The following is a 13,569-nucleotide window of genomic DNA, read 5'->3' on the forward strand; positions in this document are numbered from 1 at the left end:
GACCCTTCCAAAAACACTGTACAAACATGAGGTGGAGGGGTCTCTTTCTATTTCTCCTTAAGCACTCTAAAGGACATTATATTTGTCTCTTTATGAACATACAACTCCGTCATCTTGCTGCAATAATATGGGTGCAAGAAGATCTTGTCAATAAATACGCTTTAATATTACTATATCTAGATATCGGTTTATATGATCATACTCTTCTTCAATCATAATATAAGCTAATTTGTGTTTCATACACTCCTGTAAGTTTCTACGATTGTTTTTCATCATTTCTTTTATTATGAGCAGATGGGCTAGGTCTTCTCTATTACATCAGGTTTCCCCGAAGTTTAATTATAGTTATTCTCAAGATAGGTCTCGCTCATAATTATGCAAAGTATTCTATAGGTTTATATGATTCCAGTGCAGTTTCTGTTCTTTCCACAAAACCGTGGACTAAGCCCTTACTCAATTCACTATTTGCTATCATTTAAATCTCCCTCATTAATTTCTCCACTATAGGAACATCTGCCGGTGCCCAATCAAGAAGCAATAGATTCTTTCTCTCTATCCATCGGAATGCTCTATGGTCATTTAACGTAAACTTTAAATCATCAACTTCAATCAAATATCCATGCATGATAATCCTGAAATCAGGATAAGTATGGTCTACGGTCATTAAATATTGTTCCTGTGAAACTGAAATAGTTAAGTCCATTTCTTCATGAAGTTCACGCTGTAAAGCCACTTCTCTCTGTTCTCCTGGCTCAATCTTACCGCCTGGAAACTCAAATTTCCTCGAAATATACTTTAGAGGAGATTCATTCCTTTGCATACACAGAAACAAATCTCCTCTCTTAAATATTGCAGCAACAACTTCTATTGTTTTCATTCATTTCCCATTCTTTCATCATTATTATTTGAGAATTCTACAGCACACTGGTTTTTGCGAATTCCTCTTTACTTAAGTATATGCCACTTTGAGCCAGTCTTGAAGATCTATCTTCATACAATCTCGACATCATTTCAAATCGATCCTCGACTATTCCATAATGGAGTCTCCGATGACACGTAGGGCAAAGACAAACAATATTAGCATATACATCAAGACTCACTGAGAATTTTGTCTGATGTCTCAATGGAATCGCATGATGACCTTCCATATAAGGTTTTCTCGTTCTCTCCGCTATAAAGCTATGATGTGAAGAATCGAGTTCGCACTTATAACCGGCCAATTCTAAGGACTGAGTTTTTATAATCTCAGATCTTTGCCACCTGTATACTTCAGATCTTTCTCTGAGATTCATTTCAATAGGCATATCGAGTAGTTTAACCTTATCTTTTAGTTTGGAAAAGGAATCACCACAGGCAAACCGATAATAATTATTTAAGCCCGAACTGTACATTTGATTCCCTCTTTTATCTTGAGCCATGAACTCTTCATCCCCAAATAGAATCTCTCGAACTTCAGAAAGCCTTTCAATATCGCCAATTTCATAAATATCTTCTTGTACTAACCCCATGCTTTTGAGCTTTCTTGATATGTTATTCAGGGCATCGAAATAGTGATTGACCGTGGACCTTTTAAGCCCCCTAATATCAATCAAATATCTTGAATAATAATCTTTTAAAATTGATACTTTCGATTCACTTCGAACTTGTTCTTCTTCACGATTCCTATTCAAATCTTTCATCCTCTCAAAGTTATCTAAAATCATTTTGAGTTAAGGAAATCTATTTATTGTACTTCCATCCCTCATCCCCATGATAGACCATCCTCTTACTCATACCACCATCCACAGTGATATTTTCTGCATTGATAAATGAAGATCTTTCATCACAAAGAAACAGAACTGTTCTAACAATATCTTCTGGCACACCCACTCTTTCAGAAGGATGCTGCTTCCTATCCGCCTCACTGAAATTCTCATCATCCCCAGTATCAATCCATCCAGGAGCAATGCTGTTCACTCTTGCAAGTCCCTGTAGACTCATGGCCATGGCATGGGTTAAGGCAGTAATCCCGCCTTTCGCAGCGCTATAGCTTTCCGTATCCTTCTGACTCATGAAGGCTCTGGTGGATGTGATGTTCACAATGGAAGCCACAGGATTCAAATGCTCTTTCAAAAGCAGCGTAAGATAATACGGCGCAGATACCCCCACCCGAAGAATCTCATTGAACTCTTCATAGGTGCAGCCGCTGAGAAGCCCCTTATGGCTGAAACCGGCATTATTTATGAGAACATCCACTTTCCCGTACCTTTTCTTGATCTCTTCCGCAAACTCCACCAACACAGATTCAGAAGCAAGGTCTCCCTCGAAAAAGAAGTGCTTCTTCTGATCTTGAAGTGATGAAAGAAGATCCTTCCCTGCATCTCCATCCTTATCAATAAATGCCACCGAAGCGCCCTCTTTGTCAAAGGCTCTTACCAAGGCTTTTCCAATGCCATTGGCTCCTCCGGTGATGACACATACTTTTCCATCCAATTCTCTCACCTCATATTTAATGGTTTACACTAAGCCTAGTATATCAAAATTAACTGTATATTTAAATAATTTACAGAATTATGTATAGAATCTATTCTTATTTGTATACTATTAGATGCATCTAACTGGAAAGTACCACAAAATATATCCCAATGTCAGGACAGTAACTTTTCATTTTTCTGAAGTCAGCTCTGAAAAATTTCCTGAGCAGGCACCTCTATCTGTGTTTATCGCAAAATAAAAGACCGCATTACTGCAGTCTTTATCAAAATCTATTCTGTGATCTTCAATGCATTGGACATGGAAATGAGAAGAAGAAGCCCCGTGAGAAGAACCGCCACAACCGCTGACAGAAGAAAATCCCCCGAAGAGAACATCTCCGTCATGAGGTTCACGTTCTCAGAAACCAGCGTCATGGGATTATAGGGCTTAAGATCTGGGAACAGCCCAAGAAGTGTAAAAATCAGTGCTGCTCCTCCCGCAAGTAGTAGCACCCCATATACATTCTTAAACAGCAGGCCTCCAAAGATGACCATGCTGAGGAGAAGCACCCCAAAGATCCACATACCCAAAATGGCTAAGAACAGGTTCGTCAGCTCCATTTTCTCAAAAAAGTACAACGTATACCCCAGGGTGATGAGGGCAGATGCGGCGTAAGACAAAGTCCATTGAAACACCGCTGAAGTAAACTTAGAAAGCACCACCACCTTTCTTGAAAGACCCTTGGTCACCATATGGATGAGGGTTCCTTTTGAAATCTCCCCCGCCATGATCCCGCTGAAAATCACTGTCAGGACGATCATTCCCGTCTGGGCTCCATTTTTAAAAAACTGCATCCAGGAATCTATGGCTTTGGGCTCTTCCAGGGTAATGGTCATGCCTTCCGGCAGAACACTTTCAAGAATCTCCGGCAGCACCTTGGCCATGACAGGATTGAGGAATCCGAAGACCACAAAGATCAGAAACAGAATCATAAACTTATAGGTGCGAACACTCTCCATGATCTCTTTTTTGGTAAAAGCAATGAAACTTCTCACTTGACCACCTCCAGGAAAAGATGCTCCATGGTGGGCTCCAGCAGCTCCACCTTCTGCGGAACAATCTGAAGAGTAAGAAGCACCTCATAGACATCCTTCTGTATATTTTCCATGTTTTTTCCTGTTACAAGAACACTTCTTCCATCTCCATCCCGTTCCATCTCATAAGATGACAGCTTTTCAGAAGCCATGAAGGCATGAAGATCTTTTTCCTCTTGAAACAGCACATCCAGGCCTTCTTTTCTGTGCTTCTTCTTGATCTCTTCCAGTGGTCCCTGAAGCACCAGATGTCCTCCATGGAGAACAGCCACCTCATCACAGATCCTTTCCATATCCGAAAGGATGTGGGTGCTGAAAATGACTGTGGTCTTTCCCTTCACAGACTGGAGAATCCTAAGAATCTCCATACGGCCCATGGGATCCAGCGCCGACGTGGGCTCATCACAGATGAGAAGCTTCGGCTCATTTAAAAGCGCCTGGGCAATGCCAAGTCTCTGTTTCATGCCCCGGGAAAAGGTGCCGATTCTTTTTTTGCTTATTGGCAGCCCTACCAGGGACAGAAGCTCCTCGCTTCTTTTTTTGATCTTTTCCTTTTCCATCCCTGTGATCTCACCGCAAAGGCTGAGATATTCCATGGGGGTCATATAGCTGTAAAATTCCGGCACATCCGGCAGATACCCAATATACCGGTTGGTTCTGGTCTCTCCGTATTTTACCGGTTCCCCACAAACATAGATCTCTCCCTGGTCCTTCTCCAGAAGCCCCAGAATCATCTTCATGGTGGTGGTTTTTCCTGCACCATTCTGGCCGATGAACCCAAAGATCTTCCCTTCCGTCACAGAAAGATCAATGCCTTTAATCACTTCTGAAGAACCAAAAGCTTTTGTCAGACCTTCAATCTTTAACACTTCCATCTATTCTTCGCCTCTTCCAAAGATAAAATACACCACTGGTCCGATGAACTGCACAAAGCTCAGAACCACCCATAAGGGTCTGTTTCCAAATTTGTAGTTTTTGTGGGTCAGCACATGCCACAAAGATGCGGCTGTCAGGGCAAACTGCATGATGATCAGTGGGATCAGCACCGGCAGATATTCTCGTAATCCTTCTAGATTCATGTTTCTTCCTCCAATTATTCTTATTTTTACAGATTTTCCAGCTCCAGAAGTATGGACCGGAAAGCAGGCTCCTCCTGAAGAGGCTGAAAGAGAGGGTACTCTTTCACTGCGCTCAGCATCCCTTCCTTGATCAGTTTATCTCCTCTGGGGGCACTGTTGCCAAGATCCAGTTCCTCCAGCCAAGGAAGCACTTCTGTAAAGAACTCATCTCCCTGCAGCTGAAAAGGAAACTTGAAATTTTTACAGGCCTCTGTATAAAGGCGAAGCATCTTCAGCGCTTCCTCCTTCTGTCCATGGACCATGTAGCCATGGGCACCGGAGAAAGCAATCTGTCCCATGACATTAGGATGAAGGGTCATGATTCCCATGGTATCCGCTACAGGAAAAATCCTATTCAGTGCTTTTTTGAAAACCTCCAGATCTCCAGACACGTGCATGAGATACGATGCACCCACAGAAAGGTAGTTCATCATATGCTGATAAAGACTCACCTGAAGCACTGATGCAGCCTTCTTCGCCTCTCCCCGCATGGCATAGGCACTGGCAAGCACCACCTCATCTCCGGAAATGGGCAGGAAATTCGGCTCCAGAAGCTCCAGCACTTCCAGAGAATCTCTCAGAATCATCTGTACCGTGGCCTCTAATGAAGTTGCCTGTTTCATGAGCCAAAGATCTCCACTTTCCTCCCTGACCCGCCGCAGCAGCTGAAGGGTCTTTCCCAGCACTTCACTCTGCTCCTCCTTCTCCTCCAGCATATGATGGTTGAGAAGAAGAATAGACATCTGCAGAAGACAGGGAAAACAGCTGTAATACTTCTCTGTAATGGTCAGAACATCCTTGTATACCGTCCGGAACGGTTCCTTCCCAAACCGGTCACTGAGATCTTTATAGACTCTTCGGATTTCAGCTTTTTCCATCTGAGGCAGATATCCGATGAGTTCGTCAATGGTGATGTTAAAGAAGGAGGCCAGGCGTGGCAGAAAGGTGATGTCCGGAAAGCTCTGCCCTGTTTCCCATTTGGATACGGAGGCTTTGGTGACCCCCATATATTCAGCCAGGGCATCCTGGGTGAGTCCTTTCTCTTTTCTTTTCTGCAGGATGATTTTACTGATCTGGATTTCCTTCATGGCCATTCCTCCCTCAAATATCTCTTTATCATGATTATCCTTTTTTCCAGAGAAAAAAACAATGGATGCAAAGGATACTTCGGTAAATAAAATCAACCAATGGGATACTTTTTCTAAATCTAACTGACACCAAATGTCTTAGAAATGTCACGAAATCAAGATAGAATCTGATAAGATGAAGATAGAATAACAAAGTATGAAAGTGAAAGGCCGGTGCAAACCATGTCAAAGAAACATAGCCTTTTCGGCATTCTCCTGATGACAGTTCTTCTCCTAGTAAGCGGCTGTTCCCCCAAAAAAACGGTGCTTACAACGGACAACGAGAAAGACCTGGCAGACATGATCACTTATCTGGAAGACCAGAACTATGAAAGCAGTGTGGAAGAGGCAGATTACGATATCTTTCCAGGCATCCGCATGCGTATCAAAACGGGAACCGACATACTGGATGTCTATTTCTATGAGAATCCCACCGCTTTGGAAGAAGTGGCATCTGGAATAGGAAAGGATGGCTCCTCTTACCAAAACAAGTCCAAGACCAAAGTAATTGAAATTTCCTGGATCTCTGAACCCCATTTCTTCAAGAAAAACACCATGATGGTGCAGTACATTGGAGAAGAGGAGAACATCATAAAGCTCCTCACCACTTATTTAGGACCCCAGTTTGCAGGATTGTAGAATCGTACTGAAATTAGTTAGAAAGGAAAAATTATGGAGAACTTCAGATGTGCCACAAAAACAGATGCGCCACTTCTTGCCGGTCTTCGGGAAAAGGTGTGGAAGGAAACCTATGAGGGTATTTATCCCAAGGAAATGCTTGATTCCTTTGATAGAACCCTGCATGAAAAAAAGTTCCACAGCCAAATCACTGCACCGGACACCTTTGTGTATATCGCAGAGTTTGATGATACCCCCATTGGGTACTTCTCCTTTGGAAGACCCCGAAAAAAAGAAGAAAGGCCCAAGGATCTCGTGCTTCACTCCTTTTACCTGCTGTCCAGCCATCAGGGCAGAGGCATCGGAAAGAGAATCTTCCGTTTCATCAGAACATACGGTGAAGACCATCAGCTGACAAAGCTCTACTCTTCCTGTAATGCCCATAACCATAGTGCTTTGGCATTTTACCAGAAGATGGGCGGTAACATCCTCTTTTCCGATGTGGGTCATGAAAATCCAGCAGAAGACTCTGTTTATCTGGAATACGACATAGATCGAGAGCTATAGTTCTCGTGCAAAAAGGCACCCATTTTAATGGATGCCTTTTTGCTATGAGTAAAATCATGTATTGATCTGTTTTTATGCGCCCATAATCAGATCCAGCAGCCCTGTGGCTTGCGCAAAAACAAATAGAATCCCAATGGGGGCCACATACTTGATCATCACAGACCAGAACCCTTTCAGAGGAAAGGAAAGTTTCCCATGGTTTGTCACTTCATCTATTGCTTTATCCACTCCCCAGACCCATCCAATGAAGAGGCACATGAGAAGTCCGCCCAGGGGCAGGAAGACGTTGCTGGCTAGAAAGTCCACGTTGTCCAGAATGTCCCGGCCAAAGAATCTTACATGGGACCAGATTCCCTGTCCCAGTGAGGAAGGAATCCCCATGACAAAGATTACAGCAGCCAAGGTCACAGTGGAGAATTTTCTCGACCAGCCTCTTTCATCCACCGCATAGGACACCACTACTTCCAGGATGGAAATGGACGAGGTCAGGGCAGCGAAGAGCACCAGAATGAAAAACAGCACCGCAAAGAAACCACCAAGGGGCATCTGGGAGAACACCGCAGGCAGTGTGATGAATAAAAGCCCAGGTCCTCCTTCCGGATTGAATCCAAAGGAAAAAACAGCAGGCAGAATCACAAGTCCAGCCACCAAAGCGACGATGGTATCGATGAGAGGAATTTCCATGGCACTGGAAATCAAGTTCTGTTCTTTATCAAGGTAACTGCCATAGGTGATCATGGTCCCCATCCCAAGGCTTAAGGAGAAGAACACCTGACCCATGGCTGCCAGAATCACTTCGGCATTGATTTTTGAAAAATCAGGAATCAGAAGAAATTTCACACCTTCCATGGCTCCTGGAAGGGTCAGAGAGCGGACCATGAGAAGGATCAGCATCACAAATAATGATGGCATCATAATTTTACTGTAGCGTTCTATTCCTTTGGCAACACCACCGATGACAATAAACACTGTCAGTGCCATGAAAATGCCATGATATACAAGAGGCTCCAAAGGATTCTGAATGAAATCCGTGAAGAGCTCTCCAAGCACTGCGCCATCTGTCACATTGAAATCACCGGATACAGCTTTCACCAGGTACCGGATGACCCATCCGCCAATGACGCTGTAAAAAGAGAGGATAAGAAAGCCAGCAGCTACACCTAACACACCAATCCAGGCATACTTTGATTTCAGCTTTCTATATGCACCAATGGGTGACAGCATGGTGGCACGTCCCATGGACAGTTCTCCCAGCATTAACGTAAATCCGATGATAAAAAGAATCACAAAATACACCAGAACAAAGGCTCCTCCACCATTGGCACCAGCCGTGAATGGAAACCTCCATAAGTTGCCAAGACCCACAGCAGAACCAGAGGCCGCCAGGACAAATCCCAGCTTCGACGAGAACTGTCCTCGCTTTTCTTTTTTATTTTCCATACTAAACACATCCCCGTTTATCATTTCCAGTTAGCAGCTCAGATATCAGAAAATTCCATGCATCACTAAGATACACGGAATCCACACCAGCACAACTTCGCTATAGAATATTGTTTATTTTATCATTCTTTTCGGGTACTTACAATTTATTTGTTATTATTTCTCATTAATATTATTATTCTGGCAATTTCGAATCTTCCATAAGGCATTCAGCTATTACTCTTGCAACAGATGGCAGAACAAAATTTGATATTCAAAGTATCTTGTTTCTCCTTTGATTGATTCTTGTAAGTTTCGCTTCTTGAATCGTCATTCTAAATCCTATATAGGACTCCTCAAACCATCCACAGAAATCACTCTAATACTGAAGTTTAAAAACTAAAAACACATGAGCACAACGATCCCTACGTACACTTTATATATTCTGTTCCTCTTAATATTCTTTTATCATATCGAAACGAATGTTATACTAGTATAAATCTATAAATCAGCTTTGAGGTGGAGATGAAATGAAGAAACCCACCGCAATGATATTGATGCTGCTTTTTCTTTCCGGATGCACCGTTATGAATCATTTTACAGGAAGAGATCGGACCGGAACGTATATTGCCCTTGGGGACATTGATGACATAGGATACATCGGCGACAATGTATATATGGAATGGCTGATCTTTTCCAGTTATGAACTCAGCAAGGAAAACGGCACTTTCAATAAAGGTGAATTGATTTGGTTTAACGTTCTCATCTCTGACAGTCCCTCCCCTCAAGAGATTGAAGTCGTCTACGGTGAAAATCCTGATGGAAGCGCCTCATCTCTTACAAACAGGATGGATCTCACAGAAGCAGATCAGTGGGTCGCTGTATACCTGGATGATGACTTTTCTATAGAATTATCTGATTTTAAATAACATTTCCGTCACGATAGAAGCTGAACCTTTTCAGCCCGAATAGACTCTCCTGCAGAAAACTGCTGAAATCAGAATCTTGATTCTGCTGCCTCATAAGTTAGTAACATCCATATTTATATTCACCGATGAAAGTCATTGTAAATCAATGGCCTTCATCGGTTTTTCATTTCTATTTATCCAGCATTAAAAAGAAAAATAAAATAAATTTGATAAAACTAGTTGAAAAGTAGACTAATGTGAGGTATGATAGTCTTAAGTTAGTTGAAAAGTAGACTAATTTAGCAAACAAAAACTAAAATATAATTTATTTGGAGGAACATCATGAAAATAGGAATTATTATAGGTAGCGTAAGAGAAAGCAGAAACGGTGAAGCTGTAGGAAAGTGGATCCATGATTTTGCAGTGGCAAGACAGGATGAAGGTGTGGAATATGAACTGGTAGATCTTAAGGACTACAATCTGCCCTTCCTGGGTGCTGCTGCTTCCGAAGAGCAGATGGCAGCCGTAGGTGCATGGCTCGGTAAGATCGCTTCCTTTGACGGATATGTATTTGTCACCCCAGAGTACAACCGCTCTGTCGGCGGAGCATTCAAGAATGCCCTGGATTATCTTGATGGAGAAATCAGGAACAAGGCAGTAGGCTATGTCGGATACGGCGGACTTGGCGGCGCCTTTGCCATCCAGTCCTTAAGAGGCATCAACGCAGAACGTTCTTTAGCGTCTGTCCGAACCATGGTGTCCTTCTCCCTGATCACAGACTTCGAGAACTTCTCTATATTTAAGCCAGGCGCACACCATGCAGTGAACGCAGACGCCATGCTGGATGAAGTGATTCTATGGTCTAGAGCTTTTGAAACCATCAGGAAGGTGAGTTAGTTGAAAACAGTTCCCTATACCACCGGTGAGGCAAAGCTGTCTCCCAAAACCCGTCTGGGTCTGGTACATCTGAAAGTGAAGCATCTGAAAGAACAGACCGCCTTCTACAAGGAAGTGCTGAAGATGACTCTTCATGAGGAGAGTGAGGATCACGCTGTCCTCGGAGATACCAAAAAGCCTCTTCTCTATTTAAGGAGAGTAGAGGATCTGAAAAGATACTCCAATACCACTGGCATGTATCATTTCGCCCTGCTCTATCCCAGTGAAAAAGAACTGGTCAAAGCCATCGCTATGCTCTTTGCGGTGAAATACCCCAATTCCCCTACAGACCATGGCATGTCCAAGACCACCTATCTGAAGGATCTGGAAGGAAATGACATTGAGCTCTATGTTCGAACGAAAGAGCGCGGACAGTATGTGGAAAAAGCAGGTGACCTGAAGTTTCTTTACACCAACGGCACCCTGACTGATGGACGGGATCCTCTGGATCTGGATGAGCTCTTTCAGCATCTATCCGAGAATGAGAAAGTGGACAGCCCGCTGGAAGACATGGAAATGGGACACATCCACTTATACGGCTCCAATCTAAACGATATGCTGACCTTTTACAGAGATATCATGGGATTTGCGGAAGGACTCATGATGAGAAGCTTCGCCATGGGTGATGTGGGTCTTGAGGAAGAGCAGTACCATGTGGTTGCCTTCAACTCCTGGAAACAGACGGATATCCCGGCTCCTGAAGATGCGGCTGGCCTGGATTTCTATACTCTGGTCTTATCCGGAAAAGAAGACTATCTGGCGCTGAAGAAAAGACTTGAGGAGACAAAGGTGGAAACCTTCCAAGAGGAAGATGGAGAATACCTCTACGATCCTTCCCATATCAAAATCAAACTGGAAGTTGACACGAAAGCAGCGTAAAGAAAGCTCGGACCTTGAAGGAATCTATCACAGTTTAGTTGAAAAGTGAACAGATGGACGGTATAATTACTTGACAGATGAAACAAGCTTTGAGGCCCGCGGTCTTCAGAGCTTGTTTCCCTATAGAACGAGCTGACCCCAGTAGACCCGCCCATAGCTTGAGGTGAAAGGAGGCTGAAAAAATGAATTTTGAAACCATGGATGCCCTGTATACGAAACTATTGAAGATCAACCATCTCATGAGTTTGAGCCTTGCTGAAATCGCAAAGGAAGAAGATCTCAATCCATCGGAACTGATGATTGTGCTGGACGTGAAAAACAATCCCCATACAGATCTTCAGAGCGTCTGCGAACGGCTGGGCATGAAGAAAAGCACCGCCTCCAAAGCCATCCGGAAACTCATTGAAGTGGGCTATATAGAAAACCACGTCTGTGAAAGTGACCAGAGAAAAGTCTCCCTGGTGGGCAAAGAAAGCACCTGCCATGAGCTTTGTAAAGAAAGTACCCTCATGACCACCTTTAAGGGCATCGATGATCCGAAGTATGATGTGGACATGATCTTACACTCTTTAGATGATCTCCTGGAGATTCTCTCCAAGAGGTCCATAAGCCAAGAGGAAGAGTAGACCAAATAAGTCATCAAATCTTTTGTCCGCTGCCAAATAAAAGCATTAAGCCGCTGCCAAGAAATCTCTACAGATTTTTTGCAGCGGCTCTTCTTATGAGAAGACTCCACTTTCCGGGCTAATATTGAAGCATCCTAAGAAACCCCTTATAATGAGGAAAACGCATGGAACCCCATCCAACTATCTTCCCAAGGATCCATCCTATATCCTTGCCCACGAAGGAGAAGCCTCTCTGCCAAGGAAACATACTACTTAACAGAAATAACATTGGAGGTATAATTCATGATGTTTGATACTAAAAAACTGGAATGGACAAGAGAGCCTGAACACTATAAGATTACCCCGGATAAAATTGAAATCACCACTGTTCCCCGGACGGATCTGTGGCAAAGAACCTATTATCACTTCCGGAATGACAACGCTCCAGTGCTCCAGATGAAAACATCAGGTCCCTACTTCTCTTTTGTGGTGAAGACAGAATTTGACAGCAAGCACCGCTTTGATCAGTGCGGCGTTTGTATTTATCTGGACAGCGACAACTGGATCAAAGCCTCCATCGAGTATGAAGATGAGAACTTTTAGCATCTAGGCAGTGTCGTGACCAATCATGGCTACTCAGACTGGGCGACCACAGAAATCCCTGCAACAATAAAATCCATGTGGTACAGGCTCAGCCGAAGACTGGATGATTTTCGCATCGAATGCTCTGAAGACGGAATGATCTTCCATCAGATTAGGATCTGTCACCTCTTTAAAGGAAAAGAAGAAATCTCCTTTGGACTCTATGGCTAAAAAGCTAACTTCACCCATATGGAGATGACGGAGTGCAAGTGGCTTCCCCATGAGGGGCAAAAGCCTGATGATTCCCTCTAACACCTCTCCTATGAATGATTTTCTGAAGACAAAAGCCGCTGCAATTCACCTTTCATCCAAGGTGCTGCAGCGGCTCTTTACTTATTATGTGTCCAAAAGATACGTGGATGGAAAAAGAAAATTCACCCTCAAATTTCCACCGTTCCCTTCAGAAGCCTCTCAATAAACTGCGCCACTCCATCTTCATAGTTGAAACCTGTCACGTCCTTTGCCAGAGCTTTGAGATCTTCTGGAGCATTCCCCATGGCCACGCTGTAGTCCGCCTCTTTCAGCATCTCCACATCGTTATAGTAGTCTCCCAGGACCACAATGCGGATTTCCTCCCCGAAGGTCTCCTTCAGTCTTGGGAACATGGTGGATTTTGACACATGAGCTGGCAGAATTTCCAGGAAAATATCTGCAGAAGAAACCCACCTGTAATGTTCTGGGTCTTTTTCTTCCAAATGTCTTCGGATCTCTTCCAGATTCTCTCCGATGCCAGCCAGAAGTATTTTCACCCAAGGCTCCTGCTCTATCCGGGTAAGGTCTGATACCACATAGGGCTCATGGTCTTTTAGAATGCTCTCATCCGCCAGATCTTTTACTGACAATAGATGGCTCTCCTCTTTTGTGTAGATAAAGATCATGACTTCCGGATAGGTATGAAGGATCCATTTCATCACATCCTTCAGCCCCTCTTTCTCTAAAGTCACCACATCAACGACTTTCTCCTGATGAAAGTCATACAGCATGGCTCCATTATAGAGAATGGAAGGGCCATTGATGGAGACCCCTTCAATAAAAGGCTTCACATTCACCTGGCTTCTCCCTGTCGCAATGCCGAAGGTGCCTCCTGCCTCAATGAATCTGTCAATGGCCTCTTTGTTCTTCGAAGACACCCTCATATCGTCTCCCAGAAGCGTTCCGTCCATATCGCTGAGCAGCATAATATTCTTCAGTTCTTTCATGGT

General features: G+C 43.5%; 15 protein-coding genes and 1 pseudogene. 7 read left to right on the top strand and 9 right to left on the bottom strand.

Features of this window, described 5'->3' with window-relative positions; translation table 11 throughout:
* Window positions 1-475: 475 nt before the first annotated feature.
* The 7 genes from T487_RS0103440 to T487_RS0103470 all read right to left on the bottom strand — a co-directional run bounded on the left by T487_RS0103440 (window position 476) and on the right by T487_RS0103470 (window position 5,754).
* Entirely contained in the window at window positions 476-877 is a 402-nt protein-coding gene (locus T487_RS0103440; RefSeq protein WP_031574075.1) for a (deoxy)nucleoside triphosphate pyrophosphohydrolase, read from the bottom strand.
* 37 nt (window positions 878-914) lie between these two features.
* Window positions 915-1,703, bottom strand: a complete 789-nt coding sequence (locus T487_RS15735; RefSeq protein WP_051651465.1) for an HNH endonuclease — start codon at window positions 1,701-1,703, stop codon at window positions 915-917.
* Between the two features lie 16 nt (window positions 1,704-1,719).
* Window positions 1,720-2,481 carry an SDR family NAD(P)-dependent oxidoreductase gene (locus tag T487_RS0103450; protein WP_031574080.1) on the bottom strand — a complete coding sequence of 254 codons (762 nt, stop codon included), beginning with the start codon at window positions 2,479-2,481 and terminating at the stop codon, window positions 1,720-1,722.
* Between the two features lie 263 nt (window positions 2,482-2,744).
* On the bottom strand, window positions 2,745-3,509 hold the full coding sequence (locus tag T487_RS0103455; protein ID WP_031574082.1) for an ABC transporter permease: 765 nt from the start codon (window positions 3,507-3,509) through the stop codon (window positions 2,745-2,747).
* On the bottom strand, window positions 3,506-4,423 hold the full coding sequence (locus tag T487_RS0103460; protein WP_031574084.1) for an ABC transporter ATP-binding protein: 918 nt from the start codon (window positions 4,421-4,423) through the stop codon (window positions 3,506-3,508). The genes T487_RS0103455 and T487_RS0103460 overlap by 4 nt, the downstream gene beginning before the upstream one ends.
* Complete coding sequence (locus T487_RS0103465; protein ID WP_031574086.1) at window positions 4,424-4,627, bottom strand: PLDc N-terminal domain-containing protein; 204 nt, start codon at window positions 4,625-4,627, stop codon at window positions 4,424-4,426. It lies immediately after the preceding gene.
* Window positions 4,628-4,653: 26 nt separating this feature from the next.
* On the bottom strand, window positions 4,654-5,754 hold the full coding sequence (locus T487_RS0103470; protein ID WP_031574088.1) for a helix-turn-helix domain-containing protein: 1,101 nt from the start codon (window positions 5,752-5,754) through the stop codon (window positions 4,654-4,656).
* Between the two features lie 222 nt (window positions 5,755-5,976).
* On the opposite strand from T487_RS0103470, the gene T487_RS0103475 reads away from it, so the two are divergent.
* Together T487_RS0103475 and T487_RS0103480 are read left to right on the top strand one after the other, a co-directional pair.
* Complete coding sequence (locus tag T487_RS0103475; protein WP_031574090.1) at window positions 5,977-6,432, top strand: outer membrane protein assembly factor BamD; 456 nt, start codon at window positions 5,977-5,979, stop codon at window positions 6,430-6,432.
* Window positions 6,433-6,465: 33 nt separating this feature from the next.
* Complete coding sequence (locus T487_RS0103480) at window positions 6,466-6,978, top strand: GNAT family N-acetyltransferase (RefSeq protein ID WP_031574092.1); 513 nt, start codon at window positions 6,466-6,468, stop codon at window positions 6,976-6,978.
* Between the two features lie 72 nt (window positions 6,979-7,050).
* Here T487_RS0103480 and T487_RS0103485 read toward each other — a convergent pair whose 3' ends face one another.
* Window positions 7,051-8,418 (bottom strand): sodium-dependent transporter, encoded by a 1,368-nt coding sequence (locus T487_RS0103485; RefSeq protein WP_031574095.1) that lies wholly within the window; start codon window positions 8,416-8,418, stop codon window positions 7,051-7,053.
* 509 nt (window positions 8,419-8,927) lie between these two features.
* Here T487_RS0103485 and T487_RS0103490 point away from each other — a divergent pair.
* From T487_RS0103490 to T487_RS15285, 5 genes and pseudogenes are all read left to right on the top strand, one after another.
* Window positions 8,928-9,326 (top strand): hypothetical protein, encoded by a 399-nt coding sequence (locus T487_RS0103490; RefSeq protein ID WP_031574097.1) that lies wholly within the window; start codon window positions 8,928-8,930, stop codon window positions 9,324-9,326.
* Between the two features lie 321 nt (window positions 9,327-9,647).
* On the top strand, window positions 9,648-10,202 hold the full coding sequence (locus tag T487_RS0103495) for an NADPH-dependent FMN reductase (protein ID WP_242848006.1): 555 nt from the start codon (window positions 9,648-9,650) through the stop codon (window positions 10,200-10,202).
* A complete protein-coding gene (locus tag T487_RS0103500) occupies window positions 10,203-11,120 on the top strand; it encodes a VOC family protein (RefSeq protein ID WP_031574102.1) in 918 nt (305 codons plus the stop codon).
* Window positions 11,121-11,302: 182 nt separating this feature from the next.
* The gene (locus tag T487_RS0103505; RefSeq protein ID WP_031574105.1) at window positions 11,303-11,746 is read left to right on the top strand and encodes a MarR family winged helix-turn-helix transcriptional regulator; all 444 of its coding nucleotides are present in this window, start codon (window positions 11,303-11,305) and stop codon (window positions 11,744-11,746) included.
* A gap of 282 nt (window positions 11,747-12,028) precedes the next feature.
* Window positions 12,029-12,619: pseudogene (locus T487_RS15285) on the top strand (DUF1349 domain-containing protein).
* A gap of 128 nt (window positions 12,620-12,747) precedes the next feature.
* On the opposite strand, the gene T487_RS0103520 reads toward T487_RS15285, so the two are convergent.
* Window positions 12,748-13,566, bottom strand: coding sequence for an HAD family hydrolase (locus tag T487_RS0103520; RefSeq protein ID WP_031574106.1), 819 nt, complete (start codon window positions 13,564-13,566; stop codon window positions 12,748-12,750).
* Window positions 13,567-13,569: the final 3 nt, after the last annotated feature.

It is taken from the genome of Proteiniclasticum ruminis DSM 24773 (assembly GCF_000701905.1).
GTDB classification, from domain to species: domain Bacteria; phylum Bacillota; class Clostridia; order Clostridiales; family Clostridiaceae; genus Proteiniclasticum; species Proteiniclasticum ruminis.

Excerpts from the sequence above, each read along its gene's own strand:
- T487_RS0103490 (WP_031574097.1), top strand. The coding sequence starts at position 8,928 with ATGAAGAAACCCACCGCAATGATATTGATGCTGCTTTTTCTTTCCGGA.
- T487_RS0103520 (WP_031574106.1), bottom strand. The coding sequence starts at position 13,566 with ATGAAAGAACTGAAGAATATTATGCTGCTCAGCGATATGGACGGAACG.
- T487_RS0103505 (WP_031574105.1), top strand. The coding sequence starts at position 11,303 with ATGAATTTTGAAACCATGGATGCCCTGTATACGAAACTATTGAAGATC.
- T487_RS0103480 (WP_031574092.1), top strand. The coding sequence starts at position 6,466 with ATGGAGAACTTCAGATGTGCCACAAAAACAGATGCGCCACTTCTTGCC.
- T487_RS0103485 (WP_031574095.1), bottom strand. The coding sequence starts at position 8,418 with ATGGAAAATAAAAAAGAAAAGCGAGGACAGTTCTCGTCGAAGCTGGGA.
- T487_RS0103470 (WP_031574088.1), bottom strand. The coding sequence starts at position 5,754 with ATGAAGGAAATCCAGATCAGTAAAATCATCCTGCAGAAAAGAAAAGAG.
- T487_RS0103465 (WP_031574086.1), bottom strand. The coding sequence starts at position 4,627 with ATGAATCTAGAAGGATTACGAGAATATCTGCCGGTGCTGATCCCACTG.
- T487_RS15735 (WP_051651465.1), bottom strand. The coding sequence starts at position 1,703 with ATGATTTTAGATAACTTTGAGAGGATGAAAGATTTGAATAGGAATCGT.
- T487_RS0103495 (WP_242848006.1), top strand. The coding sequence starts at position 9,648 with ATGAAAATAGGAATTATTATAGGTAGCGTAAGAGAAAGCAGAAACGGT.
- T487_RS0103440 (WP_031574075.1), bottom strand. The coding sequence starts at position 877 with ATGAAAACAATAGAAGTTGTTGCTGCAATATTTAAGAGAGGAGATTTG.
- T487_RS0103475 (WP_031574090.1), top strand. The coding sequence starts at position 5,977 with ATGTCAAAGAAACATAGCCTTTTCGGCATTCTCCTGATGACAGTTCTT.
- T487_RS0103460 (WP_031574084.1), bottom strand. The coding sequence starts at position 4,423 with ATGGAAGTGTTAAAGATTGAAGGTCTGACAAAAGCTTTTGGTTCTTCA.